25 protein-coding genes and 1 pseudogene are annotated in these 26,448 nt (G+C 70.5%); 16 read left to right on the forward strand and 10 right to left on the reverse strand.

Going from position 1 to position 26,448, the window contains the following annotated elements:
* The first annotated feature begins 270 nt into the window (after positions 1-270).
* Positions 271-1,056 (forward strand): methyltransferase domain-containing protein, encoded by a 786-nt coding sequence (locus AB0J09_RS21920; RefSeq protein WP_360693857.1) that lies wholly within the window; start codon positions 271-273, stop codon positions 1,054-1,056.
* Here AB0J09_RS21920 and AB0J09_RS21925 read toward each other — a convergent pair.
* A complete protein-coding gene (locus tag AB0J09_RS21925) occupies positions 1,053-2,024 on the reverse strand; it encodes a zinc-binding dehydrogenase (RefSeq protein ID WP_360693860.1) in 972 nt (323 codons plus the stop codon). The genes AB0J09_RS21920 and AB0J09_RS21925 overlap by 4 nt on opposite strands.
* A gap of 131 nt (positions 2,025-2,155) precedes the next feature.
* Positions 2,156-3,292, reverse strand: a complete 1,137-nt coding sequence (locus AB0J09_RS21930; RefSeq protein ID WP_360693863.1) for an amidohydrolase family protein — start codon at positions 3,290-3,292, stop codon at positions 2,156-2,158.
* Positions 3,293-3,542: 250 nt separating this feature from the next.
* Between AB0J09_RS21930 and AB0J09_RS21935 the strand changes: the two are divergent.
* Together AB0J09_RS21935 and AB0J09_RS21940 are read left to right on the forward strand one after the other, a co-directional pair.
* A pseudogene (locus AB0J09_RS21935) lies at positions 3,543-3,872 on the forward strand (hydroxypyruvate isomerase); the annotation flags it as partial.
* Between the two features lie 172 nt (positions 3,873-4,044).
* Positions 4,045-4,482 carry a PaaI family thioesterase gene (locus AB0J09_RS21940; RefSeq protein WP_360693866.1) on the forward strand — a complete coding sequence of 146 codons (438 nt, stop codon included), beginning with the start codon at positions 4,045-4,047 and terminating at the stop codon, positions 4,480-4,482.
* Here the strand turns inward: AB0J09_RS21940 and AB0J09_RS21945 are convergent.
* Positions 4,472-6,484 carry a CehA/McbA family metallohydrolase gene (locus tag AB0J09_RS21945; RefSeq protein ID WP_360693869.1) on the reverse strand — a complete coding sequence of 671 codons (2,013 nt, stop codon included), beginning with the start codon at positions 6,482-6,484 and terminating at the stop codon, positions 4,472-4,474. The genes AB0J09_RS21940 and AB0J09_RS21945 overlap by 11 nt on opposite strands.
* Positions 6,485-6,517: 33 nt before the next feature.
* Here AB0J09_RS21945 and AB0J09_RS21950 point away from each other — a divergent pair, with 33 nt between their 5' ends.
* Positions 6,518-7,243, forward strand: a complete 726-nt coding sequence (locus AB0J09_RS21950) for a rhodanese-like domain-containing protein (protein WP_360693872.1) — start codon at positions 6,518-6,520, stop codon at positions 7,241-7,243.
* A 22-nt stretch (positions 7,244-7,265) separates the two neighbouring features.
* Here the strand turns inward: AB0J09_RS21950 and AB0J09_RS21955 are convergent, their stop codons facing one another.
* Complete coding sequence (locus tag AB0J09_RS21955; protein ID WP_360693874.1) at positions 7,266-7,550, reverse strand: Fe-S cluster assembly protein HesB; 285 nt, start codon at positions 7,548-7,550, stop codon at positions 7,266-7,268.
* A 96-nt stretch (positions 7,551-7,646) separates the two neighbouring features.
* Here AB0J09_RS21955 and AB0J09_RS21960 point away from each other — a divergent pair, with 96 nt between their 5' ends.
* From AB0J09_RS21960 to AB0J09_RS22015, 12 genes are all read left to right on the forward strand, one after another.
* Positions 7,647-8,300 (forward strand): endonuclease, encoded by a 654-nt coding sequence (locus AB0J09_RS21960; RefSeq protein ID WP_360693877.1) that lies wholly within the window; start codon positions 7,647-7,649, stop codon positions 8,298-8,300.
* Between the two features lie 100 nt (positions 8,301-8,400).
* Positions 8,401-9,174 (forward strand): enoyl-CoA hydratase-related protein, encoded by a 774-nt coding sequence (locus AB0J09_RS21965; RefSeq protein ID WP_360693879.1) that lies wholly within the window; start codon positions 8,401-8,403, stop codon positions 9,172-9,174.
* A 66-nt stretch (positions 9,175-9,240) separates the two neighbouring features.
* Positions 9,241-9,597, forward strand: coding sequence for a hypothetical protein (locus tag AB0J09_RS21970; RefSeq protein ID WP_360693882.1), 357 nt, complete (start codon positions 9,241-9,243; stop codon positions 9,595-9,597).
* Complete coding sequence (locus AB0J09_RS21975; RefSeq protein ID WP_360693885.1) at positions 9,588-10,793, forward strand: DUF6395 domain-containing protein; 1,206 nt, start codon at positions 9,588-9,590, stop codon at positions 10,791-10,793. Before AB0J09_RS21970 ends, AB0J09_RS21975 begins: the two co-directional genes overlap by 10 nt.
* A gap of 132 nt (positions 10,794-10,925) precedes the next feature.
* Positions 10,926-11,768 (forward strand): M55 family metallopeptidase, encoded by an 843-nt coding sequence (locus AB0J09_RS21980; protein WP_360693888.1) that lies wholly within the window; start codon positions 10,926-10,928, stop codon positions 11,766-11,768.
* Positions 11,769-11,823: 55 nt separating this feature from the next.
* Positions 11,824-13,374 (forward strand): FAD-dependent oxidoreductase, encoded by a 1,551-nt coding sequence (locus AB0J09_RS21985; protein WP_360693891.1) that lies wholly within the window; start codon positions 11,824-11,826, stop codon positions 13,372-13,374.
* Between the two features lie 62 nt (positions 13,375-13,436).
* Positions 13,437-13,949, forward strand: a complete 513-nt coding sequence (locus AB0J09_RS21990; protein WP_360693894.1) for a YbaK/EbsC family protein — start codon at positions 13,437-13,439, stop codon at positions 13,947-13,949.
* A 132-nt stretch (positions 13,950-14,081) separates the two neighbouring features.
* Entirely contained in the window at positions 14,082-16,010 is a 1,929-nt protein-coding gene (locus tag AB0J09_RS21995; RefSeq protein WP_360693897.1) for a protein kinase, read from the forward strand.
* A gap of 16 nt (positions 16,011-16,026) precedes the next feature.
* Entirely contained in the window at positions 16,027-17,793 is a 1,767-nt protein-coding gene (locus tag AB0J09_RS22000) for a serine/threonine-protein kinase (protein WP_360693900.1), read from the forward strand.
* Between the two features lie 36 nt (positions 17,794-17,829).
* The gene (locus AB0J09_RS22005; protein WP_360693903.1) at positions 17,830-19,035 is read left to right on the forward strand and encodes a serine/threonine-protein kinase; all 1,206 of its coding nucleotides are present in this window, start codon (positions 17,830-17,832) and stop codon (positions 19,033-19,035) included.
* Positions 19,036-19,231: 196 nt separating this feature from the next.
* The gene (locus tag AB0J09_RS22010; RefSeq protein WP_360693906.1) at positions 19,232-20,011 is read left to right on the forward strand and encodes an electron transfer flavoprotein subunit beta/FixA family protein; all 780 of its coding nucleotides are present in this window, start codon (positions 19,232-19,234) and stop codon (positions 20,009-20,011) included.
* A 20-nt stretch (positions 20,012-20,031) separates the two neighbouring features.
* Positions 20,032-20,985, forward strand: a complete 954-nt coding sequence (locus tag AB0J09_RS22015; protein ID WP_360693908.1) for an electron transfer flavoprotein subunit alpha/FixB family protein — start codon at positions 20,032-20,034, stop codon at positions 20,983-20,985.
* Between the two features lie 250 nt (positions 20,986-21,235).
* On the opposite strand, the gene AB0J09_RS22020 is transcribed toward AB0J09_RS22015, so the two are convergent.
* The 6 genes from AB0J09_RS22020 to AB0J09_RS22045 all read right to left on the reverse strand — a co-directional run bounded on the left by AB0J09_RS22020 (position 21,236) and on the right by AB0J09_RS22045 (position 26,306).
* Entirely contained in the window at positions 21,236-21,370 is a 135-nt protein-coding gene (locus AB0J09_RS22020; protein ID WP_360693911.1) for a hypothetical protein, read from the reverse strand.
* Positions 21,367-22,929 carry an ATP-binding protein gene (locus tag AB0J09_RS22025; protein ID WP_360693914.1) on the reverse strand — a complete coding sequence of 521 codons (1,563 nt, stop codon included), beginning with the start codon at positions 22,927-22,929 and terminating at the stop codon, positions 21,367-21,369. Before AB0J09_RS22025 ends, AB0J09_RS22020 begins: the two co-directional genes overlap by 4 nt.
* 280 nt (positions 22,930-23,209) lie before the next feature.
* Positions 23,210-24,643 (reverse strand): HAMP domain-containing sensor histidine kinase, encoded by a 1,434-nt coding sequence (locus AB0J09_RS22030; protein ID WP_360693918.1) that lies wholly within the window; start codon positions 24,641-24,643, stop codon positions 23,210-23,212.
* A complete protein-coding gene (locus tag AB0J09_RS22035) occupies positions 24,640-25,341 on the reverse strand; it encodes a response regulator transcription factor (RefSeq protein ID WP_360693921.1) in 702 nt (233 codons plus the stop codon). Before AB0J09_RS22035 ends, AB0J09_RS22030 begins: the two co-directional genes overlap by 4 nt.
* A 27-nt stretch (positions 25,342-25,368) precedes the next feature.
* Entirely contained in the window at positions 25,369-26,133 is a 765-nt protein-coding gene (locus AB0J09_RS22040; protein WP_360693924.1) for a hypothetical protein, read from the reverse strand.
* Positions 26,130-26,306: a hypothetical protein gene (locus AB0J09_RS22045; protein ID WP_360693927.1), complete on the reverse strand. Its 177-nt coding sequence runs from the start codon at positions 26,304-26,306 to the stop codon at positions 26,130-26,132. The genes AB0J09_RS22040 and AB0J09_RS22045 overlap by 4 nt, the downstream gene beginning before the upstream one ends.
* Positions 26,307-26,448: the final 142 nt, after the last annotated feature.

The raw sequence follows: 26,448 nt of genomic DNA on the forward strand, positions 1-26,448 counted from the left end.
GCATCCGATCCGGCGACGGACGGCACCGCCCCCTGCTCACCAGAGCGATGAGCAGGGGCATCGGACCGCCCAGGCCCGACCGGACACCCGCGGGCGTGAGGAAACCCGCCCCCCGGACACCGGATCATGCACACGATGCATGCCGCCGGACCGTGGCGAGAACGCGGGCGACCAGTGTGCCTAACACCGTTCGGGGCACACGGCTGAGCAACTCCTGCTCAGTCTCTAGGAACGGTGGACCGTACGCGGTGCTCGTGCGACGCTCGCCCCGTGCCCGACTACTACCGCGACCTGGCCGCCGACTACCACTGGATCTTCCCCGACGAGGTCGTGAACCATCCCGGCGTGATCGGGGGCACCTCCACCGACAGCCGGGAGCTCATCGAGGCCGTCGTCGAGGCCCTGCCGCCCGGCGCCCCCGTACTGGACTGCGCCTGCGGCATCGGGACGGACGCCATGGCTCTGGGGCACGCCGGGTTCCAGGTGACCGCCACGGACGGCAGCCCCGCGATGGCGGCGGAGGCGCGTCGTCGCCTGCCGGCCGAAGCGGAGGTGCTCACCTGCAGGTGGGAGGACCTGTCCGCGGTCGTGACCGGTCCGTTCGAGCTGGTGCTGTGCCTGGGCAACTCCCTGGTCCACACGGGGTCGCACAAGGCCATGGTGACCGCGCTGGCGGGGATGCGTCAGATGTTGTCCCCCACGGGCACGCTGATCGTCGATTCCCGCAACTGGGAGCTGCTCTACCGGGAACGGCCCCGGATCGTGGCCGCCGACCGGGTGCGCCAGCGGGACGGCATGCGGGCCACGTGCGTGTACGTCTGGACCATCCCCGAGAGCTTCGGCGAGCCGTGCCAGGCGGAGCTCCTGTTCCTGACGGAGCACCCGGACGGCGGCCTCACCCACCGGCGCCACCCTCTCGAGTTCCAGCCGTTCACGCCAGCCGATCTGGAGGCGCGGCTCGTCGAGGCCGGGTTCGCCGTCGCCGGCTCCTCCTACCGCCAGGACGCCCAGCGGTACGCCATCGCGGCGACCAGGGCTGAGCAGCACCCGGGCTAGGGGACGAGCACGACCTTGCCGGTTGTCGCCCTGGTCTCGAGGGCGGCGTGGGCGGCCGCGGCCCGCGCGAGCGGGAACGTCTGCACGGCGGGAACCAGCGTGCCCTCGGCGGCCGCCGCCAGCGCGCGGACCTCGTACTCCGGCCTCGTGTTCGGGCCGCTGAGCAGCAGCATCAGGGCGTTGGTGACGGTGAGGCCACGCTCTTCGACCGTCTGGGGGTCCGGCCGGAAGTCCTGCTGCGAGGCGTTGCCGATGGTCACGTACCGGCCGCCGTCGGCCAGCAGCTCGAACGCGGCCCGCGCCTTGTCGCCTCCGACCCCGTCGAGCAGGGCCGTGACCGCGCGGCCACCCAGCTCCTTGGCGACGATCTCCTCCCAGGAGGGCTGGTCGTAGTCGACGGCGATGTCCGCGCCCAGCTCCCGTACGGCCGCCACCTTGGCGGGGCCGCCGGCCGCGCCGATGACCTTGGCGCCGAGGCTGTGCGCGTACTGGACGAGCAGGCGCCCGATCCCGCCGGCCGCCGAGGTGACCAGTACGACGTCGGACGAGGTGAGCTTGGCCACGTCCAGGAACTGCATCGCCGTTACCCCGGTGACGATCATGGCCACCGCCGTCTCGTAGCCGGTGGTGATCGGATGGACGGACGCCACGTCCGCCACCGCCAGCTCGGCGTAGCCGCCGGGCTTGCCGTACGCGGTCACCACATCGCGCCCGATCCAGGACGGATCGACTCCTGGACCCACCTCATCCACGCGTCCCGCCACTTCGCCGCCGAAGATCGTCGGCAGCTCGGGCTGTGGCGGCAGCGACGCACTGGCCCGCCCCGACCGCAAGATCGTCTCGACCAGGTGTACACCGGCCGCTTTGACCGCGATGCGCACCTGGCCGGGGCCGGGCACGGGATCGGGGACGGTTTCGTAGCGCAGGTTCTCGGCGGGGCCGAAGGCGTGCAGGACGACGGCATGCATGGTGCTCTCCCGAAGACAGCGGTCAATTCGTGCTTCGAGCCTGCAACCTCAACCATGCTTGATGTCAAACCACTGGTCCAGGATGTCCAGAGGCATGAGAGTGAGCCGGCACGGCAACCGGGCCAAGACGCCTAATCGGTTGCTTCTCGGGCACGGCGCCCCATCCGGTAGACGGCCAGTGGGTGCCGCAGTGCGGTGATGTCCGATAGCGGGTCACCCGCCACGGCCAGCAGGTCCGCGTCGAACCCGGGCGCGATCCTGCCCTTGCGCTCTCCCACCCGGCAGACGGCGGCCGCGACCGAAGTGATCGATCGCAGCACGTCGATGGGTGCGTACCCCTGCTCGACCAGCATCTCGGCCCCGTACGGCAGCACTCCGTGCGGCTTGGGCGGCCCGATCCCCGCGTCCGTCCCGATGACGAAGTCCACCCCGGCGGCGCGGATCGCCCGCAGCGCCTCCGCTATGCCCGCGATCCGCTGCTGGATGCGCGGTGGCGGCGACACCGGGCTCGGCGCCAGTCCCGCCGTGAGGGACACGACGACGTCGGAGGCGGCCAGCCGCGCGATGAGCCCGTAGTCCACCACGTAGGAGTCCTCGGTGAAGAACGAGCAGTGCTCGATCGAGTCGAACCCGGCCTCCATGGCGTGCGCGATCCCCTCCGCGCAGTGGGCGTGCCCGGTGATCGGCAGGCCGTGCGCGTGGGCCTCGTCGGCTGCCGCCCTCAGCTCGGCGGGGCCGTACTGGACCAGGTGAGAGTGCGTGCCGGGCGTCATCTCTCCGCCCGTCACCATCATCTTGATCACATGAACGCCGCGGGCCGCCCGTTCCCGTACGGCCTCGCGCACCCCCTGCTCTCCCGCCGCCTCGCCGCCCAGGAACCAGCAGTGCCCCTTGGGAGTGGTGATCGGCGGCCCGGCGGAGAGGATCTCCGGCCCGTCGGGCCCGAGCCCGAGTCCGAGCGCCAGATAGTCCCGGTCGCCCAGGTCGCGTACCGTCGTCACCCCGGCCGCGAGGTGCTGCCGCGCGGCCGACCGCATCCGGCCGGCGAGCCCCGGCAGCTCCAGCGTCCCCACGACGTCGTGGCCGGCGTCGAAGGCCAGGTGGACGTGGCAGTCGATGAGCCCGGGCAGCAGCGTGGCATCGCCCAGGTCGACCGTGGCGGGCACGTCGGCGGTGACGCCGGTGATGCGCCCGTCCTCGACGATCACCACCTGGTCATGGTGCATTTCCCGGCCGTCGAAGAGACGGCGAGCGCGTATCGCCAGCATGCCGCCACCGTCGCAAACCCGCGCCGGAAGCGCCTGAGTATGCCCTACCCAATCCGAGGCGGTGAGGAGGCCCAGCAGCTTCCATCGCCGAGCAGTTTCGGCGCTCTGGCCGAGCTGCGGCAGAAGGGGGCCACCACCGTCCACATCCCGGGGACCTCGTCCGTGGCCCATCTGCGGGTCTCGCCCCCGATCCCGTCGCTGGAAGGCGTTCGCGCTGCTGTGCAACCCGGTTCTCGGCACTCGGGTGGTCATGCGGGACAATGCTCCGAGTCTGATCGGAAGAGGCGCGTGCGTGACCAAGTGGACCGTTAACTGCTCGATCCTCTACACGGAGCTGCCCCTGCTCGAGCGCCCGGCCGCGGCGGCGGCCGACGGGTTCACGGCGGTCGAGTTCTGGTGGCCCTGGCCGGTCGCCGTCCCCGGCGACCGTGACGTGGACGCGTTCGTCCGCGCCGTCGAGGACGCCGGGGTGCGGCTGACCGGGCTCAACTTCTTCGCTGGAGACATGCCGGGCGGCGACCGCGGGGTGGTGTCGTGGCCCGGGCGTTCGAACGAGCTCCTCGACAACATCCCCGTGGTGGCGGCCCGATGGCGGCTGGAGCCGGCCCAGGGTCCCGTAAGGGATGCGGCGGGACGCCAAATGCGACACCCGAGAGATCGTGCTCTCCTGAGACGGCGCGTCCGCCGCGGAGGGCTCGTCGTCTCGATGCCGTAGACGAGAAGTGTCGGTGGCGTGGTGTTGAATCGCCGGCATGGAAACGCATGCGCGTCGAGGGCTGTTCTGGGAGCTGGTCGCGGGGCGGACGGCGCCCTCGCCGGCGGCGGAGACGCTGGGCTGGGAGCTGCTGAGCGTCGACCCCGAGCAGGGCACCATCGAGGTGGCCTTCCACGCGGGCGAACGCTTCGTCAACCCCGTGGGCGTGGTGCAGGGCGGGTTCCTGGCCGCGATGCTCGACGACACCCTGGGCCCGGCGCTGGTCGCGACGCTGCCGGAGGGGCAGTTCGCGCCGACGCTCGACTTACACGTCCAGTTCCTGCGCCCCGCCCGGCCGGGCCGGCTCGTGGGCAGGGGCCGGGTCGTGCGGCGCGGCAGCCAGGTGTGCTTCATGTCCGGCGAGCTCCTCGGGCCCGACGGCGAGCCCGTGGCCGTGGCGACCGCGACCGCGCAGATCCGGGCGATCAGGGCCTAGGGAGCCGCTCGCGGTAGACGTTCCTGGCGCGCTCGTAGAGGTCCAGGTGGTCGTCCAGCTGCGCGGCGCTCTCGAACGTGCCGTACTCCCGCAGCAGCACCTCCAGCCGGTCCAGCCAGGCCAGGCACCAGCGCACGTCCGCCTCCCTGGCCACGTGCCCGCCCGCGACGTCCACGTAGACCGGGCTGGTGTGCGCGTACGCGCCGGCCCCGTGCTGGGTGCGCGGATGCGCGCCGCCTGAGGCGATCGCGACCACGTACGTCGGCTCGCTCACCACCGTCGTGGCGACCAGCCGCCCGGGCGGCCCCTGCGCGAGCACGCCCTCCGCGGTGCGGATCTCCAGGGACTCGACCTCGGGTCCGATCGAGGAGACCACGATCTCCACCCGCTGCCCCGGCGCCAGCTCCAGCGTGTCGCCGGGCCCGTGGCCGTTCACGGTGAGTTCAAGCCACGGCCCGGTGGTGGCGAAGGTGCGGCCGAGCAGGATCGCCTCGGTGTAGGACTCGGCGGTGAGCGGGCCCGCGACGTTGGCATACACGCGCTCCCACCCCGGCGGGCTGGAGGCGGTGCCGCGGCGGCAGAAGGAGAGCACGGCGTCGGTGCCCGCGGTGACCGCGAGCCGGTTGCCCGCGCCGATGAGGCGGCGATAGACGCCGGCGGTGGCGTGGACCGAGGAGTGGTTGAGCACGTCGAGGGTGTCGATCAGGCCGAGCGCGGCGTCCGCGACGATCTCCCTGGCCGCGCAGTTGCGCCCATCGCTGAGTACCACGTCCGGCGGATCGTCGTCCGAGAACGCGGTGTGGAACGGGTGTCCGTATCCCGTCAGCCCACCGAGCGCCCGCAGCTCCTCCAAGGCGACCGCGTTGGGCGGCCAGTCGGCCGTGCCCTGGAACCCGGTGTGGTAGTGCCGCGGCGGCTCCCGCAGGCCGAACGCGCTGAGGTGGCCCACAACGTCGTTGCGGTACTCCACGCCAATCCTGGCCAGGTGCCTGTCGTCGGACCACGGCAGGTCCTCGCCCGCCCAGTGCGCCAGCGCCTCGACGTCGTAGACCCGCTCGCTCGCGACGTTGCCCGCCACGAGGTTGAGCACGTGCAGGTCCTCGCCGTGCTGTGCCGCCGCGGCCAGCGCGGGCGCGGCGGGCTCCTCGCCCATCCAGTTGAGGTGTACGTGCAGGTCGCCGCCGTACCAGCCGTGGGCCGCAGCGTCGTACAGGCGCTCGGGCGCCAGCTCGACCAGCGTCTCCGCGCCCGCCTCCGGGGTGAGGACGACCTCGGAGGTGGTGTACTCCATGCCCCTCGCCACCGTCACCGTGATCGGCTCGGCGGGCACCGCGACCACGAGATCGTCGCCGTGGAAGTACGGCCTGCGCTGGGCGTCCTTCTTGGGCGGGGCGCCGTCCGGATACCAGCCCTGCCCGTTCGCGCCCGCCACGCTCCACCGGCACGGGAAACCCGCCCGCACCCTGATAGTGGCCGCCTCCGCCCGCCTGCACAGCGGCGACAGATCGACGGGCTGCCCGCCCACGCTGACGTCCCGCTCCAGCCCCACCACCCTGGCGCCGTGGGGCGCCACCTCGTACGGCATGCCGTCCACCACGACCGTGACGGGCTTGTCCGTGCTGGAGTCCAGCAACAGCGACGTACGGAAGGGCCGGTCGCCCAGCACCACCTGCGTGTCGGCCTCCAGCGCGAACCCCTCGGGCGTCAGGCGCAGCGCGGCCAGATTGTCCAGCACGTCGCCCGCGAGGGAGTCGCGCACGGCTCGCTCCGGATCCACCTCGTCGAGGTGGTCCTCGATCTGCTCCGGGGGATAGCGCTCGGCCAGCTGCCGCCGCGCCGCGTTCCAGTAGTTGTAGCGGCGGTCGAGGAAGACGGTGGCCCAGGCCTGGGCGACGTACGTGATGGGCGGCTCGCCCCAGCAGGGGCCGTGGGCGTCACGCAGCTCGCGGTAGTCGGCCAGCGCACGAGCCACGGGGTCGGGTAGCAGCGGATCGTCACTCATCGGACACCCCCTGGATTCGGACGTGTCGTCATCGTGACACGAATCGCCGTCTGCGGGTACGGGGACGCCATGACGAACATCATCGATCGCGAAGCCGTACAAGACCTGATCGCCACCGGGCAGGCCCAGCTCGTCGAGGTGCTGCCGGCGGAGGAGTACGCGTGGGCGCACCTGCCCAAGGCTGTGAACCTGCCGCTGGCCGCGATGGACACGAGGGCCGGCGAGCTCGACCGGGAGCGGCCCGTCATCGTCTACTGCCACGACTGGCTCTGCGACCTGAGCCCGCGGGCCGCCCACCGGCTCGACCGCCTCGGGTTCCGCGAGGTGTGCGACTACCGGCTGGGCAAGATGGACTGGCTCGCGGCGGACCTGCCGTACGAGGGCAGCGCCGAGCTGGTGTCGCGGAACGTGCGCCGCGACCCCGTGACGGCCGCGCTCGACGACCCGCTGGACGAGCTCACCGAGCGCATCATCGCCGACCCGGCCGGGCTCGCGGTCGTGGTGGACGAGGACGACGTGGTCCAGGGCGTGGTCGGGTCGCGCGAGCTCAAGGGTGCCGACCTGGACAGCACCGCCGAACGGGTCATGCGCGTCGGCGTGACCACGGTGCGGCCGAGCGAGCAGCTCGGACCGCTGATCCAGCGGATGGACCGTGCCAAAGTGGACCACGTCGTCGTTACCCAGATTGACGGGAGGCTGGTGGGCCTGTTCGGGCTGGGCGACGTGCGCTCGCCCGAAACCGAGTCCGACCTGGGCTGACGGACTGGGCTAACGGCCTGGGTCAACCACGCCGGTTCAACCGGAAGTTGGGCTGCCCCGGCACGCCCGGCTGCGCGTCGAGCGACTTGTCGTCGAGGACCTGCACCACGTCCTCCGCGACGAACACGCGCACGTCCTCCTTCTCGACCACCTGGTCACCCGCGTGCGGCGTGCTCGCCAGCGACAGCTCGAGCGTCCCGGCCTCATCGGGCTTCGGGGAGATGCGCAGGCCCGCGTCGGCGGGCACGTCCTCTCCGACCATCAGATCGCGAATCGCCACGACGGCGTTCTCAGTCAATGTCAGCACAGCGAGCTCCTTCGCCATCGACGAACCCTTCGCCTCCCCCACGACCTCGGTCCCAAACCCGGCATGTCACCACAGGCGTCGGGTAGCGGAGCGGACATGGGTAAGACCGACAAAGCCGTCCTCGACGTCCTGCTCGATCGCTACGGCCGGACGTTCGCCAAAGAGGGCGGAATCAAGCTCGCCGACCAGCCCAAGCCGCTGTACCAGCTGCTCGTCCTGGCTACCCTGCTCAGCGCCCGCATCTCGGCCGAGGTCGCGGTCGCGGCCGCCAAAGAGCTGTTCAAGGCGGGGTACGGCACCCCGAAGGCGATGCGGGACGCGAGCTGGCAGGACCGCGTGGACGCGCTGGGCCGCGGCCACTACCGCCGCTACGACGAGCGCACCTCGACCATGCTGGGCAAGGCCGCCGAGCTGCTCCTGGAACGCTGGAAGGGCGACCTGCGCCGCCTGCGCGACGAGGCCGGCGGGGATGCTCGCAGGATCACGGAACTGCTGATGGAGTTCCCCGGTATCGGCCCGACGGGGGCCGACATCTTCCTGCGCGAGGCCCAGGCCGTGTGGCCCCAGGTGGCCCCGCACCTGGACAAACGGGTCCTGGACGGCGCGGAGAAGCTCGGGCTGCCGCGCCAGGAGCGCCCGCTGGCCCGGCTGGCCCACTCGAACGACGAACTGGCCCGGATGTCGGCGGCGCTCGTACGGGTGTCGCGGAGCAAGAAGACGGTGGACGAGGTGATGTCCGCCGCCCACTGACCGGCCGCAAAGGGACGTCCCCACGGCCGGGAGGTGGGCGTGGCTCGCGCGCCGATCGTGGGTGCCGCGGCCGGCGCGGGTGCTCTGTTAGGTTCGGTCCATGGGTGAGTTTGTGAGCGTCGAGGTGGCCGACCAGATCGCCACGATCCGTCTTGACCGTCCGAAGATGAACGCCCTCAACGGCCAGGTCCAGCGGGAGATCGCCGAGGCGGCCCGCGAGGTGGACGCCGACCCGCAGGTGCAGGCGGTGATCGTCTACGGCGGTGAGAAGGTCTTCGCCGCCGGCGCCGACATCAAAGAGATGGCCGACATGTCCTACGCAGACATGGCCGCCCACTCCCGCACGCTCCAGGCCTGCTTCACGACGGTCGCCCAGATCGGCAAGCCGGTCATCGCCGCCATAGCCGGCTACGCCCTGGGCGGCGGTTGCGAGCTCGCCCTCTGTGCCGACTTCCGGGTCGCGGGGGAGTCGGCCAAGCTGGGCCAGCCGGAGATCACGCTCGGCATCATCCCCGGCGCGGGAGGCACGCAGCGGCTGCCTCGCCTGATCGGCCCGGCCCGAGCGAAGGACCTGATCTTCACGGGCCGCCACGTGCCAGCCTCGGAAGCGCTCACGATGGGCCTGGTGGACCGGGTGGTGCCCGACGAGCAGGTCTACACGGCCGCCCTGGAGTGGGCCGCCACGTTCGTCGGCGGCCCCACGGTCGCGCTCCGCGCCGCCAAGCAGGCCATTGACCAGGGCCTGGAAGTCGACCTCGACACCGGTCTCGAAGTCGAGCGCCTGCAGTTCTCCGGCCTCTTCGCCACGGACGATGCGAAGATCGGCATGCGGGCGTTCACAGAGAAGGCCAAGCCCAAATTCACGGGTCGTTAGCGAAAAGTCGACCCATTCGGATAGCTCGTCCTTTCGGGCGCGGGTTTGCCAGTATGGTGACGTTTCATGATGCGCGTCCTGGTCCCTGCCCGGCTCCGGAAGGCCGTGCGTACGTGGTTCGACTCCCGCTACATCTCCATTTCCGATCACCGTCAGGACATCAGGGACGCGCTCTGGGAGGTCCAGACACTGAGGCGGGAAATGGCGACTCTCCAGAGCGAGGTCGAGCGCCTCAGGAACGCCCGTCCGGCGGCGATCGGCAAGGCCGACAAGGCGAAGATCGACGACGCCCACCGGCTCGCCCAGGAGACGGCGAAGGCGCTGGACGGCGTGCTCCAGAACGAGGTCCTGGTCTGGCAGGCCATCGACGACCTCCGCGCCGGCCGTACCTCTGAGAAGCCGGGGGAGCAGCCGTGCGCGTGAGCTGGGCCGGCACGAGCCTGACCTTCCGCCTCGACGCGGAGGACGAGATCACGGGCAAGGCCTCCGACGAGCATCCCATCAAGCTCGCCACCAACTCCTGCTCCATCGGCGGCGTCCCCGACGACGCCCACCCCGACCTCTTCGCCGTCGCGGCCTGGACGGTCGTGGCGCCGTGGACCAGGAAGCGGATCGCCTTCGACCGCGCCATCTCGGCCCAGGTGGCCGAGGCGCTGCACGCCGGTTGGGGCATCGAGGCGGGCCCGGTGGGGGCGGAGCCGCGCCAGGCCGGCGGCAGGCTGGCGATCTCGTACAGCGGTGGCGCGGACTCCGTGGCGGCGGCCACGATCTACCCTGAGGCGCCCTTCGTCCATTTCCGGCGGGTGCCCCATCCGCGCGTCCCCAACCGCTGGTCTCATTACCGGTCGGACGTCCTGGCCAAGCTCGCCGCGAAGACGGGGCGCGAGCTGAGCACGGTGACGTCCGACCTCGAGTTCACCCTGGCCGAGCCCCGCCCCGGCTACCCGGAGCACCACGCGGTCGCGGCGGGCGCGTTGCTGCTGGCCGACCAGCTGGACCTCGGCGGCCTGGGCTTCGGCTACGAGCTCGGTTCGCGCTGGCTCGGCGGGGGCCGCTACCTGTGGCGCTACACCCCCGACAACCCCATGTGGTCGCCGCACGGCAGGTGGGGCCGGCTGTTCGCCGCCGCCGGCGTGCACATCGTGCTGCCCGTCGGCGGGGTGAGCGAGGCGACCACGATGCGCCTGGCCCTGGGCTCCGACCTCAAGGACCACGTGCGCTGGTGCCTGCGCGGCACGGACGGCCCCTGCCGTACCTGCGGCAAGTGCCTCTACAAGGAGCTCATCCAGGCCGCCGTCGAGCGGCGCCCGCTCGACACCCCCATCACCGCCGACCGCCCGGTCGCCCGGAAGTGGCTCAAGAAGCCGCCGTACGGGGGGATGGAGATGATCCAGTACGGGCTGGCGCGCGTGCCCGGCATCGAGAACACGGTCTTCGGGGGGACGCTCGACTACTTCGACGTCACGGAGGAGTCCACGAGCTGGCTCGACCACTGCTACCCGCGGGCCCTTGACGAGATCCCCGCCCAGTGGCGCGGCGAGGCGACGGCGTTCGTCACGGAGCACGTCGGGCTGATGACGGAGGACGAAGTCCGCCAGGTGGAGACATGGGGCTCCTGACCTCGGGCGACGTCGGCGGTGTGGTGTCCTGGCGCACATACCCCTGGTTCCCGATGGACACCAGCCGAAGTATGGCAAGGGACCCCAGCAAGCATCGGCGGATTCAGTGTGGCAGTTGAGGAGTAGGTACGCGTGAAGGTTTATCTGTCGGTGGACATGGAGGGCGTGACGGGGTTGACCGACCCCGAGGAGATGCACGCCGGTAAGCGCGGTTACGAACGCGGCTGCGAGCTGATGACCGCCGACGCGAACGCCGCCATCGAGGGGGCGTTCGACGCCGGGGCGGCCGGTGTGCTGGTCAACGACGCCCACGGGTCCACGAAGAACCTGAGGATCGACCTGCTGGATCCCCGGGCGAGCCTCATCCGCGGCCCTGGGAAGGCGCAGCGGATGGCTCAGGGGCTCGACGGATCGTTCCAGGCCGCGTGCTTCGTGGGGTACCACGCCCGCGCGGGCGTCCAGGACGGCGTCCTGAACCACACCTGGATGGGCAAGGAGATCCAGAACGTCTACCTCAACGGCGACCTGTGCGGCGAGACGCGGCTCGTCGCGGCGTGCGCCGGGTTCCACGGGGTGCCGGTCGTGCTGGTCACCGGGGACGAGGCCGTCGGCGCGGAGGCGCGCGAGCTGCTGGGCGACGTCGAGACGGTGGCGGTGAAGAAGGGGATCGACAAGTTCTCGGCCGAGTTGCTGCCGCCCAGTGTCGCCCAGGCGAGGATCCGTGAGGCGACGGCGCGAGCGCTCCGCCGGTTGACCGACTTCACGCCGTACCAGGTGGCGGCGCCGTACACACTCGGGGTGGAGTGGAACTCCACCGCCATCGCCGCCGCCGTGTCGCTCGTCCCGGGGGTGAAGTCGGTGGGGTCGCGTCACACGGAGTTCACCACTGACGACTTCACACAGATCATGGCGCTGTTCGGCATCTTCGCCACCATCGGCGGCCAGGTCGCCTGCGGCAGCGGCCCGTACGGCTGAGGCCGCGGGTGCGCAGTGCTTGGTAACCGGTTGTCGGGCGTAGGGAGCGGGTGACGTGGAAGGGGCGGCGCTGACTCGGCGGGGGTTGCTCGTCGGGATCGGGGCGGTGGGCGGCGCGGGAGCCATGTACGCCGCCATGGGCGCGCTCGGTCTGGCGCCGTCCGAGCAGGACAAACAGTTCGTCGCCCCTAGACCGGGCGACTTCAGCCTGCGTGGAAAAGGGGCGGCGAAGGTCGTGATCCTCGGCGCCGGGGTGGCGGGGCTGACGGCCGCGTACGAGCTGGGCAAGGCCGGGTACGACTGCACGCTACTCGAAGCCAGGGACAGGGCGGGCGGGCGTAACCTCACGCTGCGCGGCGGCGACCGGCTGGCCGAGCTCAACGGCCCGGCCCAGGACGTGAAGTTCGGCGAGGGCGTCTACTTCAACGCGGGCCCCGGCCGGATCGCCCAGTGGATGGTGACGCTGGACTACTGCCGCGAGCTGGGCATCCCCATCGAGACCTTCGTCAACAACAACGCCGCCGCCTACGTGCACACCAACGGCCAGACGATGCGGGCACGCACGGCCCGAGCAGATATGTACGGCTATATCGCAGAATTATTGGCAAAAGCGACAAATGTCGGCGCGCTGGACAAAGCCATCACCAAGAACGACCAGGAAAGGCTGCTCGACTTCCTCAGAAGGTTCGGTGACCTGGGCCCCAAGCTTGAGTACGAAGGGTCCATGCGGCGCGGTTTCATGAAATATCCGGCAATAGACACCGGCACCCCGCTGGCCGCCCCCGGCTCGCTCCACCAGGTGCTCGCCGCGGGCACCGGCCGGGCCATCACCAACGACTTCGGCTACGAACAGGCCACGCCCATGTTCCAGCCGGTCGGCGGCATGGACGCCATCGTCACGAAGCTGACGGAGGCGGTGGGCAAGGACAGGATCAAGACCGGCGCCAGAGTCACCAAGATCACCAACCTCGAGGACGGCGTGGAAGTCCTCTATGAGGGCGGCAGCATCAAGGCCGACTACTGTATCGCCGCCCTCCCGCCCCACCTCCTCGCCAAGATCCCGCACAACCTCGGCGCCCAGGTCACCACCGCGCTCAGTACCCCGATCCCGGTCGCCGCCGGCAAGATCGGCTTAGAGTACGGCAAGCGCTGGTGGGAGCTGGAGGACCGCGTCTACGGCGGCGTGACCGAGACCGACCTGGACATCACCCACATCTGGTACCCGTCCTACGGCTACCACTCGGAACGCGGCCTCCTCGTCGGCTACTACAACACCGAGAAGAACGCCGAGCTGTACGGAGCCCTCACCCCGGAGGACAGAAGGCGCAGAGCGCTCACCCAGGGCAAGAAGATCCACGGCGACAAGTACCGCCAGAACCTTCTCTCCAGCGTCTCCGTCGCCTGGGATCGCCAGCAGCACATCCAGGGAGGCTGGGTGCGCTGGCCGGACTTTGATTCGTCCTTCACTTTTCTGCAACGCCCCGCCGGAAGGGTTTACTTCGCGGGCGACTGGCTCACCCATCTGATCGCCTGGCAGGCGGGGGCCATGGAGTCGGCCCGCGGCGTCGTCACCCAACTGCACCAGCGAGTGCTGCAGTCCGCGTGACGCCGCACGCTGCTCCCGCGACCGGAGTTAGGGTCCTGGGAGAAAGCGATCGAGGAGATGGGATGGCGTTGAACTGGGTGCCCGCGACCGAACGGACCGACCTGCTGGCCGATCCTGTGGCGCAGGCCGTGGGGGACATAGAGGGTGCCGAGGTGGCCGAGATCGATCCGGAGCTGGCCGACACGGCGGCGTTCTGCGAGCGGTACGGCGTGACACTCGACGAGTCGGCCAACTGCGTGGTCGTGGCGGCCAAGCGGGGTGGCGAGACGCGTTACGTCGCCTGCATGATGCTCGCGACGATGCGCGTGGACGTCAACGGCGTGGTGCGCAGGCACCTCGACGCCCGCAAGGCGAGTTTCGCGCCGATGGCCGACGCGGTCGAGCTGACCGGGATGGAGTACGGCGGCATCACTCCGCTCGGCCTGCCGGGCGACTGGCCGATCCTGGTCGACACGCACGTCGCCGAGCACCCGAGGGTGGTGATCGGGAGCGGCGTGCGCAGATCGAAACTGGCCGTGTCCGGCGCCGCACTGGCTGGGCTGAAGAGCGCCGAGGTGCTGCCGTTGACCGGCTGAGGGAAAACTGAAGCCGATTCGAGACCGTTGGATGGGAAACCGATGGGCCCTTTCTGGACGTTGTACGAGTGGGAATGTGGCCTCATGGTTCATCTCGTGGGCGGGGATTAAGCCGGTATGGTGCTTCATGCCATGAACGATGACCGACTAGGCCCTTACCGGCTGCTCAGGCGGCTAGGTGAAGGCGGGATGGGCGTTGTCCACCTCGCTGTCGACCCTCAGGGGCGGCAGGTGGCGGTCAAGGTCCTGCGCGGAGAGGTCGCCGGTGACGAGGTCGCCAGGCGGCGGCTTTCGCGCGAGGTCGAGACGATGCGGCGCGTGCGGAGCAAATACATCGCCGAGGTGGTCGACGCCGACGTCACCGGTCATCGCCCGTACATCGTCACCCGATACGTCCCCGGCCGTCCGCTCGACGAGATCGTCAAGGACGACGGGCCACTCGACCTGCCCGCGCTGGTCAAGGTCGCGCACGGGGTGGCGTCCGCGCTGGCCTCCGTGCACTCGGTGGGCGTGATCCACCGCGACCTCAAGCCGGGAAACGTGCTGATCCTCGACGGCGAGCCCGTCCTGATCGACTTCGGCATCGCCCAGGCGGTGGACGCGACGCGGCTGACGCAGACCGGCATGTTCATCGGCACGCCCGGCTACCTCGCCCCCGAGATCATCGAGGGGCAGGAGGCGGGGCCCGAGGTCGACGTCCACGCGTGGGCGGGCACGCTGCTGTTCGCGGCCACCGGCCTGCCGCCCTTCGGCAAGGGCACGCTGGAGATGATCTTCTACAACATCACCGCGGGCAAGGCCGACGTGAGCGCCGCCCCCGAGACGTTGCAGCCCCTGCTCAAGGCGGCGTTCCAGCGCAATCCGAACAAACGCCCCCGGGCGGCGGAGCTGGCCGAGCGGACCGCAAGGATCCTGCCCGAGCCGAAGAGGGTCTCGCCCGACGACATCTCGACCGCCCCGCGCCCCAAGGAGATCCCCGCCGACTTCACGCCGGTGCAGGACAAGCCGTCGTACGACATGTCCACGCCGCCCGTGACGCCGAAGCAGCTGCTCGAGTCGCAGGAGCAGCCGGCCACGCCGCCGCAGGACCAGCAGTACGTCTCGCTCCTGCCCAACCAGCCCGACCCGTGGCCGACCCGCAGGGTCACGCCCGAGGAGCTGCGGCGGATCCAGCGTGAGGGCGGGATGACCCCGCCCTGGCAGCAGCCGGTCAACAACCACGGCCTCGCGGCCCCGCCCGGCGAGGGCGACGTGCCCACCAGGCGGGTGCGCCCCGACTCGCCCGACTACGGCAGGATCCACACGCCGGTCCCGAACGTCCAGGGCCCCGGCGCGGGTCCCGAGCTGCCCGACTACGCCAGGCCCACGCCGAGCCCGCTGCAGCCGCCCCCGTACATCCCGCCGCAGTACCCGCAGCCCGACCCGTACGTTCCGGCGGTCCCCTCGGGCAACGGGCTGCAGCGTTCCAGGGCGTACGGCGTGGCGAGCGCGATGCTGCTCGTCCTGATGATCGTGGCCGCCGTCCTCATGCCCGTGGTCGTCGCGGTGGTGGCGATCCCGATCGCGGTCCTGCTGCGCGCGGCCGACCTCGCCCAGCCCCGGCTCACCGCCCAGAGAGCCGCCGGGGCGGCGGTCTCCGACGTGGTCAGGGTGTTCGCCCACCCCCAGGCGCTGGCCAAATCCGTGGGCATCACGCTGGCGCTGGTGCTCTACGCGCTCATCCTCGGCCTTCCGGTGACCCTGCTGCTCACCGTGGTGGCCAGAATGGATCCGTCCAATGCCCTGGCCTGGGGCGCCGCGGTCGCGCTGTGGACCGTGTGCGCGGGTCCGGGAGTGGAGGGTCCTGGCAAACAAATGCGCAGGACGCTCTCATCGCTCGTACCCTCGAGAACAGCGGCGATGGTAATGGCGGGAGTCCTCGCGGCAGGTGCCGCACTCTCGCTGATCCTCGCTGCCGGCACGTTCGGGGAAGAGCCATCTAAGGGGGCCGTATGGACTCCGGTGAATGTCAATCCAGTGGTCAAGCAGCTAGAAGGTCTGAGGGGGAATTCCGGGGGATGACGCGGGGAAGGTGGCGATGAACACCCAGGCATCAGAACGCCTCGGCCCGTACCGACTGGTCAGGAAGATCGGCGAAGGTGGCATGGGGGTCGTCCACCTCGGTCTCGACGGCGAGGGGCGCGAGGTCGCCATCAAGGTCCTCCACCCGCACGTGGCCGCCGACCTCAAGGCGCGCGACCGGCTGACCCGCGAGGTCGAGACCATGCGCCGGGTACGCAGCCCGCACGTCGCCGAGGTCATCGACGCCGAGCTCGTGGGCGGCCAGCCGTACGTCGTGACCCGCTTCGCGCCGGGGCGCACTCTGGAGGACACCGTCCTGGCGGAGGGCCCCCTGGAGGCACGCGAGGTCATCAGGCTCGCCCAGGGGCTCTGCCAGGCGCTGGTGGCCATCCACGCGGCCGACGTGATCCACCGGGACTTCAAGCCGTCCAACGTCATGCTGGTCAACGGTGAGCCGCTGGTCATCGACTTCGGCATCGCCCACCTGGTGAACGCGACCAGGTTGACGCAGACCGGCATGTTCGTGGGCACGCCCGGATATCTGGCGCCCGAGATCATCCGTGACTCCGACATCACCCAGGCAGCCGACGTGCACGCGCTGGCCTCGACGGTGTTCTTCGCCGCGACGGGCGCGCCGCCGTTCGGCACGGGGACGTTCGAGGCGGTCTGCTTCAACATCATGGAAGGGCGGGCGCAGCTCGACAAGGCGCCCGCGTGGCTGCGCGGCTGGCTCGGCAGGGCGCTCCAGGTCGAGCCCACTGCCAGGCCCAGCGCGCATGAGCTGCTGCGGATGGCCAGGGCGCTCGATCCCTCGGTGACCACGTTCCACGAGGCCTCCTTCGACGGGCCGACGGGCACCAAGCGCATGACCGACCGCACGCGGACCATGGACACCTACTCCGACCTGCTGCCGCCGGTCGACTACGGCAGGACCGCGCCGCCGCCGCAGCAGCCACTCCCGCAGAAGCCGCCGCCTTACGTGCCCGCGCCGGTCGCGGCCAGGCCGCCGATGCCGCGTCCCGACCAGCGGGTCGCCGGTTATCCGGCGCCGCAGCCCACGGCGCCGTCGCAGGCCAGGCCGTATACCCCGCCGCCGCAGTACCAACCGCCGGCCGAGCGGAGGAAATACCTGTTCGGCAGCCAGATCGTGGGTCTGCTGCTGCTGGTCACGCTGGTGGGGCTGACCGTTATGATGCCGGTCATGGTGGGCGCGATCGCCGTCGCGCTCGCCCTCGTGCTGCGCCTCGGCGAATACCTCTTCGGCGACCTGGTCAAACGGCGTCAGGTGCGCGGGAGCAGCGCGGCCGATCCGCTGCTGGCCCTGGTCGGCACCCCGTGGGCGCTGGCCAAGTCCGCGCTCGTGACGGCGGTGCACGTGCCGCTGGCGCTGCTGTTCGGCGTGTGCGTCTGGGGCGCGCTCTACTGGGCGGGCAGGATGGGCGTCAACGAGGCGGCCTCGTACGCGGCGGGCGCCTTCGCGGCGGGCCTGTTCGTGCTGCCGGGCGGCGGCGCGCCGCGCAAGGCCGTCACCCGCTCGCTCATCGGCGTGCTGCGCAGTCCCGGCGCGGCGCTGGTCGCGGTTGTGCTGGTGGGCACGGCGGCGCTGTTCGCGGTGATGTTCGCGCTGGGGCAGGACCCGGTGTGGTCGCCGTGGCGGGCGCCGGAATCTGTGATCAACGACCTGGCGGGCGACGCCAAGCAGAGCACGATCGGACTGATCACCGGAATCATCGACAGTCTGCTCGGCGACCTCGGGTTGGGGTTCCTGACGCCCTGGTCCTGAGTGTCCCCGCGGGCTCTCGGGGGGAGAGATGAGGGTATGAGCGAGCACCTCGGCCCATATGAGCTCCTTTCCCGGCTCGGGGCGGGCGGGTTCGGCGAGGTGCACCTCGCGCTCGACACCGAGGGCCGTACGGTCGCGGTCAAGGTGCTCCACTCCCACGTCGCCGCCGACGGCGGGGCGCTGGCCCGGCTGGCGCGCGAGGTGGAGACCATGCGCAGGGTCGGCGGGCCGCACGTGGCGGAAGTGCTCGACGCCTCGCTGGAGGGCGCCAGACCGTACCTCGTGACCCGCTACGTCCAGGGCCGCCCGCTCAGCGCCACGCCCGGGCCCGTCACCGACCTGCGCAGGCTGGCCTCCGGCCTGGCCGACGCGCTGCTCGCCATGCACGAGGCCGGGGTGGTGCACCGCGATCTCAAACCGGCCAACGTGATGATGGCCGAGGGCGAGCCCGTCGTGATCGACTTCGGCATCGCCAGCGCGCTCGACTCGCTGTCGGTCACGGCCTCCGGCGCGGTGGTGGGCACGCCCGGTTACCTGGCGCCCGAGGTGCTCGAGGGCAAGAGCGCGGGCATGGAGGCGGACGTGTTCTCCTTCGGGGCGACGCTGGCCTACGCCGCGACCGGGCGCCAGCCGTACGGGCAGGGGCCCGCCTCCGCGGTCGCCTACCGGGTGGTGCATCACCCGCCCGATCTGGAGGGCGTTCCGGAGTGGCTGGGGCCGCTGTTACGTGAGTGCCTGTCCACCGACCCGTCCGCGCGGCCCACGGCCGTGCAGCTCTGTGCCAGGCTCGGAGTCGAGCCCGCTTCCCACGTACGCGAGATCCCGCCCCGGGCGGTGCGTGCCGCCGAGGACGCGGCCACCAGGGAGTGGCGACCGGGCAAGGAGCGGCATCGCAGGTCGGTGGAGGAGTCGAGGGCGAGGCACCGGGAGAAGGTACGCAGGCGCTGGCTGATCGGCTCAGGGCTGTTCGTGTCGCTGCTGGCCGCCGCCGCCCGCGGGCCGCTGCCCGAGGTGGCGCTGTTCCTGCTGGCGGCGTACGCGCTGGCCGTGGTGTCCGACGCCGCGGTGGCGCTGTTCTCGCACAGCCCCTACCGGCGAAGCCGGATGATCGCGGACCTGGCCAGTGTGGCGGGGGCCGTCGGGCTGTGCTTCGGGCTGGCGGCGCTGTTCAGCACGTTCACACTGGCGCTCTTCGCCGGCACGGCCCTGGTGGTGGGGATCGTCTTCCTGCTGTCGGCCTAGACCGAACAAAGTTCTGTATAGTGAGTACCTGTAGGTTTGCGGTTAAGCTACCCATGGGTAACATGGCTCGCGGAAAACTGAAGCACACCCACTGTCGGTGGCCCGGTGGTCACCTGGCAGTCTGGACAGCATTGCATTCGGCGTCCATCGCAGCGTGGCGGTGGCGCACGCGAACACGGGAGGTCGGCCACCGGCCATGAACATCGTCGTCTGCGTGAAGCAGGTCCCCGACACTGCGACCGAGCGCAAGCTGCGGTCCGATGACAAGACGCTCGACCGCGACGCCGCCGACGGCGTGGTCAACGAGCTTGACGAGTACGCGGTCGAAGAGGCGCTGCGGCTCAAGGAGGCCCACGGTGGTGAGGTGACCGTGCTCACCATGGGTCCCGGCAAAGCTACCGAGACCATCCGCAAGGCGCTGGCCATGGGGGCCGACAAGGCCGTCCACCTCAGCGACGACGCGCTGCACGGCTCCGACGCGCTGTCCACCTCGTACGCGATGGCGCAGGTGCTCAAGAAGATCGGGTTCGACCTGGTCATCCTGGGCTCCGAGTCCACCGATGCGCGCACCGGCGTGCTGGCCGCGATGCTGGCCGAGCGCCTCGGCACGCCGCAGCTCACGCTGGCCAACAAGGTCGACGTCGACGGCACCTCGATCGCGATCCAGCGCATCACCGACTACGGCTTCGACAAGGTCGAGGCCACGCTGCCGGCCGTCGTCTCCGTGGTCGAGAAGATCAACGAGCCGCGCTACCCGTCGTTCAAGGGCATCATGGCGGCCAAGAAGAAGCCGGTCGAGACGCTGGCCATCGGCGACGCGTCCATCGACGCCGCCCAGGTGGGCCTGGCCGCCGCCTGGTCCTCGGTCGTCGACTTCGCCGCGGCCCCGCCGCGTGCGGCCGGGACGATCGTCAAGGATGAGGGCGACGGTGGCGCGAAGGCCGCCGACTTCCTCGCGTCCAAGAAGTTCATCTGAGAACGGGAGTATTTAGAGAAATGTCGGAGATTCTCGTTCTCGTTGAGCAGGTCGAAGGCGAGGTCAAGAAGGTCACGCTGGAGCTGCTGACCCTGGCCCGCTCGCTCGGCACGCCCTCCGCCGTCTGGGCGGGCCCCGGCATCACGCCGGAGGCCAAGGCCAGGCTGGCCGAGTACGGCGCCGAGAAGATCTACGTAGCCCCGTCGAGCGACATCGTGGAGTACGTGGTCGCGCCCAAGGCCGAGCTGCTCGCCCACCTCGTGGGCGAGAAGTCGCCGGCCGCCGTGCTCGTGGCCGCCACGCCCGAGGGCAAGGAGATCGCCGGGCGCCTCGCCATCAAGACCGACTCCGGGGTCATCACCGACGCGGTGGGCCTGGGCGAGGGCTTCGTGGCCGACCAGTCCATCTTCGGTGGCGGCATCAACGTGCAGTCCAAGGTGAGCAAGGGCACGCCGATCGTGGCCGTACGCCCCAACTCGACCGCCCCCGCGGCCTCCGCCGGCGCCGGGGCCGAGGAGGAGGTGCCGGTCACGCTGTCCGACGCCGCCAAGGCGGCCCGCGTCGTCGAGCGGGTCAAGCAGGAGAAGGGCGCCCGTCCCGAGCTGACCGAGGCCGCGATCGTGGTCTCCGGCGGGCGCGGCGTCGGCTCGGCCGAGAACTTCTCGATCATCGAGCAGCTGGCCGACTCCCTCGGCGCCGCCGTGGGTGCCTCGCGCGCTGCCACGGACGCCGGGTGGTATCCGCACCAGTTCCAGGTGGGGCAGACGGGCAAGACCGTGTCGCCGCAGCTGTACATCGCGGCGGGCATCTCCGGGGCCATCCAGCACCGGGCCGGGATGCAGACCGCCAAGACGATCGTGGCGATCAACAAGGACCCGGAGGCGCCGATCTTCGAGCTGGCCGACTACGGCGTGGTGGGCGACCTGCACCAGGTGGTGCCGCAGCTCACCGAGGAGGTCAACAAGCGCAAGTAGTAGCAGGGGAAACGACGGTCTTCGCTGGATAGCGCTTCGCGCATAGAGCTCAGGCAGTGACATCGGGGGGCACGGCCCCCCGAACCCCCAGCTCAAAGGCGCGGTCCTCGCGATGGGGCGCTTCGCGCATGAGGGCGCTCGCGCTGTGACATTGGGGGGCGCGGCCCCCCAAACCCCCGCCTAAAGCCGCTACGCCGACTCGTTGCGTAATTACCGGCGTAAGGGAGGTGTGGCTCGCTGAGTGAAACCTCTAGAGCCGGCTCTCTCGGAGGGGCTGAGTGAAGACCGGCACCAGCCAGTCCACGCTGCCGACCAGAGACGCCTGCCAGCAGGCCTTCGCGTAGGCGATCAGGCCGCCTTCGACGACTCCGATGCCCACCCTCACGCCCGCAGCACGGTGACCTGCCGGCCCGCGGGGGTGCGGTCCTGATCGAACCGGACGCGCTCCTCCATCGGCGACGCCTCAGGGCGGCGATCGAAGACCACCAGGTAGCCGGTTTCGAGATCAAGCCGGTCCAGATAGCGGTCGAGCTGCGCGAGGCCCTCGTCCACCGGATCCCGCTGACCGGGCCGCCACACCTTGAGCTCCATGGCCTCCCGCTGCACCTGCCGCTCGCCGTACGGCCAGCGCAGGTAGACATCCAGCCGTCCGGTGCCCGCCGCGTATTCCCTGTCGAGAAAGCCGCCGCCGTTGACGATCCGGTGCAGGTAGGCCATGAGGATGATCTGGCACGCGGCCTCATGATAGGTGGTGCCACGGGCCAGCGTCTCGCCGTGCTGCTTCCAGAAGGCGGTGAACTCACGCAACAGGTTGAGCACGTCCAGACGGCCGTCGGGGAGGACGAAAGACCGCGAATTGTCATGGACGTTGGCTTCCACACCGGCGCCCAGCACGCGGAGGATGACCTCGCGGTAGATGGGGTTGGCGATTTCGACGGAGGATCCCATGGCCGCCAGGCCGAGATCACGCACGTAGGAGAAGTCGTCGGTGAAGGCTTCGTCGACGTTGACCATCGTGCCTGCGAGCACCGGTTCGAGCACTCGCTTGACCCGGGGTTCGTACAGCTTGGCGACAAGAGAATCCAGGTGGGTGGCGCGGGCGCGGATGAGTCGCTCTTTGGCCTGCTCCATGTGCCCGGCGGTGATCGGTTCCTCTGGAGGGACCCGCATCTCGAAGGTGATCTCCCAAGCCAGAGCGTTGATCAGCCAGGGCTGTCCGCGGGTGAATTCGAAGGCCGCGGTGAGGGCTTCCTTGGTGAACTCCTGCCCGGTCTCCGCAGTGTGCTGGCCGTACAGCTCCCTGATGTCCTCCGGGGTGAAGTCGTCCAGGCGAAGCGACCTGACCGCTATGTTGAAGGGGCTGATCGCGCCGAGTCGGGAGGGGTCGCCACCGAAGGCGATCTTGTAGTCCCGCACGTCCCTCAGCCCGCACAACACCACGGAGTTGGGGAACGGAACGCCTCTGGGGCGATTGTTGTGGCCGCGGCGTAGTTGCCGCAGGACCGCGATCAGGCTCTCCCCGTACAGCGCGTCGATCTCGTCGATGAGCAACACGAGCGGGAGCTCGCACTGGGCTGCCCACGCCTGGAGAGCGGCGCCCAGCCGTTTACCCGGAGCGGCCTCAGGCCAGGGGTTGGGCGCCGAGTTGGTGGTCCACCGGAGCTCGTCCAGCAGGATCAACTCTGCGGCCTCGTAGTCGTCGCCCGCCACGGAGGCCTCCTCGCAGGAGATCGTCACCGCCACGGCGGCGCCTTCCTTGGTGAGCTCACGCTCCAGGGAATGCAGCATGGTCGTCTTACCCGACTGACGCGGAGCGTGGATCACGAAGAAGCGATCCAGGTCGATCAACTCGCGCGCCTCCGGCAACCGGGGCTGCGATGGCAACACGTAGTGGAGCCGGGGGTCGCACGGTCCGGTGGTGTTGAAGTACCTGGGCTTGGCCACCGTCACAGTGTGACATCGGACGGTGACAGATTCGATCGACTTGGCTCACGAGCCAGATCTCACGCTGCTCTATTGCCCGCCGAACGGCCCGTTACCACCCCCGGCGGTCTGGACATCCTCGAACGCGCCGCACAAGCGCTCTTCGAGGAGGGACTCAAGGCCCCAGAAGCGCTCCACTGGCCCAGGCCCTGGCCGCGGGGTTCGGGACACCTGACGATCATCGGAATCGCTTCGGCTTCGCCCCCGACGTCCTGCTGGCCGGGCCCGCCGGACGCCGGGTTCAGCGGGAGTCGGCGGCCGGGAGGCGGACCTGGAACGCCGCTCCCTCGCCAGGTGCGGAACGGACCTCCACCCGGCCGCCGTGGGCGGCCACGATGGAGCGGACTATGGCCAGCCCGAGCCCCGCGCCTCCGGTCGTGCGGGTGCGAGAGCCGTCCGTCCGATAGAACCGGTCGAACACCCTGGCCACCTCCTCGGCGCTGAGCCCCGGCCCCTCATCCGCGATCGTCAGCACCGCCTCCCCGTCCTCCGTGCCGACGCCGATCCGCACCGGCGTGCCCGGGGGCGTGTGGGTGGCGGCGTTGCCGACGAGGTTGCTGACCACCTGGCGCAGCCGGGCCTCATCGCCCAGTACGGGAGCGCTCGCCGCCGGGCCGCCGGAAGGTCCGGTGAAGGCGATGGGCCTGGACGGGTCGAGCGCGGCGAAGTCGTGCCTGGCGTCGGCGGCCAGCGTACGGAGATCCATCGGGGTGAGGTCGAGCCCGGGACCGTCGCTCTCGTCGAGCCCCGCGAGCAGCAGCAGGTCGTCCACCAGCCGCGCGAGGCGGCCGGACTCGCTCTCGATGCGGGCCAGCGCGGGCCCGGCCTCGGTGCCGCCCATCCGGTACAGCTCCGAGAAGCCCTTGATCCCGAACAGCGGCGTGCGCAGTTCGTGGCTGACGTCCGCCACGAACCTGCGCATGCGCGCCTCCGACTCCACCTTCGCCGCGACCCCCTGTTCGATCTGGGCGAGCATCTTGTTGAGCGACCGGGCCAGCCTGCCCACTTCGGTGGAGGCGCCGGCCGGCTCGGGCACTCGCCTGGTCAGGTCGCCGTCCGCGATGGCCGCCGCCGTCTCCTCCACCCGGCGCAACGGCGCAAGTCCCGCCCTGATCGCGAACCCGCCCGCCAGCGCGAGCACGCAGAGCAGCACCGAGCCCGCGAGGAGGCAGGCCAGTCCGAGGCGGGTGATCGTCGAGTGCATCCCGTCGAGTGAAACGGCCGCGACCACGCCGGTATACGCGGCCCCGCTGACGTCCGTACCGGTGCGTGGCAGGGTCACCGCCCGCCACTCCTCGCCGTCCGAGCCGGTCACCGTGAACGGCTCGCCGGCGCGGGCCGCCACGGCGGCGGCGTCGAGCCGGGGCAGGTCGAGCCGCACAGGATCGCCCAGCTCGCGCAGCACCGTGCCGTCGGCCGACAGGTACGCCGCGTGCCCCTTCCCGATCAGGTCGATCTGTCCCACCGGGATCTGCTGCCCCTGCAACCGGGTCGCGAGGTCCGGCGGCATCACGGACAACACCCGGCCCATCGGCTCCAGCTGGGTGTCGACGCGGGTCATGAGCTGGGTCTCCAGCTGACGTAGGACCACCGAGCTGATCACCACCAGGCCCACCAGCAGCAGCATGACCGCGATGCCCAGCAGCCGCGCGACCAGCGACAGCCGGCCGATCATCGCCTCGGCCTGCGCAGCACGTAGCCGACGCCGTGGACGGTGTGGATGAGCTTGGGCTCGCCGGTGTCCAGCTTGCGCCGCAGATAGCTCACGTACGTGTCCACGATGCTCGTGTCGCCGGCGAAGTCGTACCGCCACACGTGCTCCAGGATCTGCGACTTGGGCAGCACCCGCCCGGCGTTGAGCACCAGGTGGAGCAGGAGCCTGAACTCGGTCGGCGACAGCCGTACCGGACGGCCCGCCCGGGTCACCTGGTGGCCGTCGGGATCGACCTCGAGGTCCCCGACCACCAGCGTGTGGTCGCCGGGGATCGCGCCCGTGCGGCGGAGTATGGCCCTGATGCGGGCCAGCAGCTCCTCCAGGTCGAACGGCTTGGTCACGTAGTCGTCGCCGCCCAGTCTGAGCCCGTTGATCTTGTCGGCCGTGGCGTCGCGCGCCGTCAGGAACAACACCGGCACCGGGCCCGCCCGCCCTCCACCCCTGGGCAGGCTCCGCAGCCGGCGGATCACCTCGAACCCGTCGAGGTCGGGCAGCATGACATCGAGCAGGACCAGGTCCGGCGGGTCGCGCCTGGCCGACTCCAGCGCCTGGGCGCCGTTCTCCGCCGAGCTCACCGTGAAACCCGCGAACCGTAACGTCGCGGAGAGCAGCTCCTTGACGGTGGGCTCGTCGTCGACCACGAGCAGCCGTTCGCCCACGCTACCCACCTCCTCGGTCCAGCGTAGTCAGGCATCGCGCTTGTTGAACTGGACGAACGCGGCGAACAGCATCACCGCCACGAACCCGACGAGCAATCCGAACCCCACCCATCCCGGCAGCTCGGACGTCCCGGAGACGGCCTGGAAGGCGGCCATGCTGGGCCAGTAGGTGCCGAGCAGGTGGCGCAGGAAGCCGGGTGAGGACGAGGCGAAGACGGGAAGCAGGAGGAAGGCGGTGCTGACGTTCACCGCGGCGGCCGTACCTCGCAGGAGGAAACCCAGCGACAGGCCGAACAGCGCCAGCAACGTGAACACGACCGGCCCGAGCAGCAGCAGCCGCAGCACGCCGGGATCGCCCGGCATGAGGGACGGCGCCCCGCCCGCGGACAGCGCCATCTGGCTCGTCACGAACATCAGCCACACCGCGGCCACGCTCACCGGCAGCGCGGTGAGCACGGCCATCCCCGACTTGGCGGCCAGCAGCCGGCCGCGGCTGCCCACGGCGGCCAGGGTGGCCCGCATCGTGCCGGAGCCGTACTCCGACGAGGCCACCAGCACGCCAAGTGCGGCGACCAGCAACTGCACGATGAACAGCCCCCGCATGCCCAGGGTCAGCGGTTGGAAGTCCAGCCGCTCCTGCGCCGTGGCCTCCGCGTACTCGGTGGCCGCCGCGGTGCTGAACAGCCACCCCAGCAACCCCGCGACCGCCACGATGGCCAGTGACAACACCATGGTGGCCCTGATGCTGCTGAACTTGGTCCACTCCGCTTTCAGCACACCTGTGTCGATCATCGTGCCACTCCGTACTCGACGCTGTCGCGGGTGAGCTCCATGAACGCCTCCTCCAGGGACGCGCGCCGCGGGGTCAGCTCGAACAACGGCACGCTCTCGGCTGCCGCCAGCCGTCCGACATCGGGCGCGGCCATGCCGGTGATCAGCAGTTCGTCGACGCTCCCGCGCTGCACGTGGGCGCCGGACAGCTCCAGGCGGCGCGCGAAGGCCGCGATTCGCCAGGGTCACGGTGGGGCCGCTGAGCTTGCTTTTTGTGGAGGAATATCGCGACTGCTGGAGTGATCAAGATGCCCGCGACGGCTCCGGCGACGCCGC

The organism is Nonomuraea sp. NPDC049784 (assembly GCF_040659615.1).
Lineage (GTDB): Bacteria > Actinomycetota > Actinomycetes > Streptosporangiales > Streptosporangiaceae > Nonomuraea.

Excerpts from the sequence above, each read along its gene's own strand:
- AB0J09_RS21995 (WP_360693897.1), top strand. The coding sequence starts at position 14,082 with ATGAACGATGACCGACTAGGCCCTTACCGGCTGCTCAGGCGGCTAGGT.
- AB0J09_RS22005 (WP_360693903.1), top strand. The coding sequence starts at position 17,830 with ATGAGCGAGCACCTCGGCCCATATGAGCTCCTTTCCCGGCTCGGGGCG.
- AB0J09_RS21945 (WP_360693869.1), bottom strand. The coding sequence starts at position 6,484 with ATGAGTGACGATCCGCTGCTACCCGACCCCGTGGCTCGTGCGCTGGCC.
- AB0J09_RS21970 (WP_360693882.1), top strand. The coding sequence starts at position 9,241 with ATGATGCGCGTCCTGGTCCCTGCCCGGCTCCGGAAGGCCGTGCGTACG.
- AB0J09_RS22010 (WP_360693906.1), top strand. The coding sequence starts at position 19,232 with ATGAACATCGTCGTCTGCGTGAAGCAGGTCCCCGACACTGCGACCGAG.
- AB0J09_RS21960 (WP_360693877.1), top strand. The coding sequence starts at position 7,647 with ATGGGTAAGACCGACAAAGCCGTCCTCGACGTCCTGCTCGATCGCTAC.
- AB0J09_RS21940 (WP_360693866.1), top strand. The coding sequence starts at position 4,045 with ATGGAAACGCATGCGCGTCGAGGGCTGTTCTGGGAGCTGGTCGCGGGG.
- AB0J09_RS22015 (WP_360693908.1), top strand. The coding sequence starts at position 20,032 with ATGTCGGAGATTCTCGTTCTCGTTGAGCAGGTCGAAGGCGAGGTCAAG.
- AB0J09_RS21925 (WP_360693860.1), bottom strand. The coding sequence starts at position 2,024 with ATGCATGCCGTCGTCCTGCACGCCTTCGGCCCCGCCGAGAACCTGCGC.
- AB0J09_RS22000 (WP_360693900.1), top strand. The coding sequence starts at position 16,027 with ATGAACACCCAGGCATCAGAACGCCTCGGCCCGTACCGACTGGTCAGG.
- AB0J09_RS22040 (WP_360693924.1), bottom strand. The coding sequence starts at position 26,133 with ATGATCGACACAGGTGTGCTGAAAGCGGAGTGGACCAAGTTCAGCAGC.
- AB0J09_RS21965 (WP_360693879.1), top strand. The coding sequence starts at position 8,401 with ATGGGTGAGTTTGTGAGCGTCGAGGTGGCCGACCAGATCGCCACGATC.
- AB0J09_RS22030 (WP_360693918.1), bottom strand. The coding sequence starts at position 24,643 with ATGATCGGCCGGCTGTCGCTGGTCGCGCGGCTGCTGGGCATCGCGGTC.
- AB0J09_RS21990 (WP_360693894.1), top strand. The coding sequence starts at position 13,437 with ATGGCGTTGAACTGGGTGCCCGCGACCGAACGGACCGACCTGCTGGCC.
- AB0J09_RS21930 (WP_360693863.1), bottom strand. The coding sequence starts at position 3,292 with ATGCTGGCGATACGCGCTCGCCGTCTCTTCGACGGCCGGGAAATGCAC.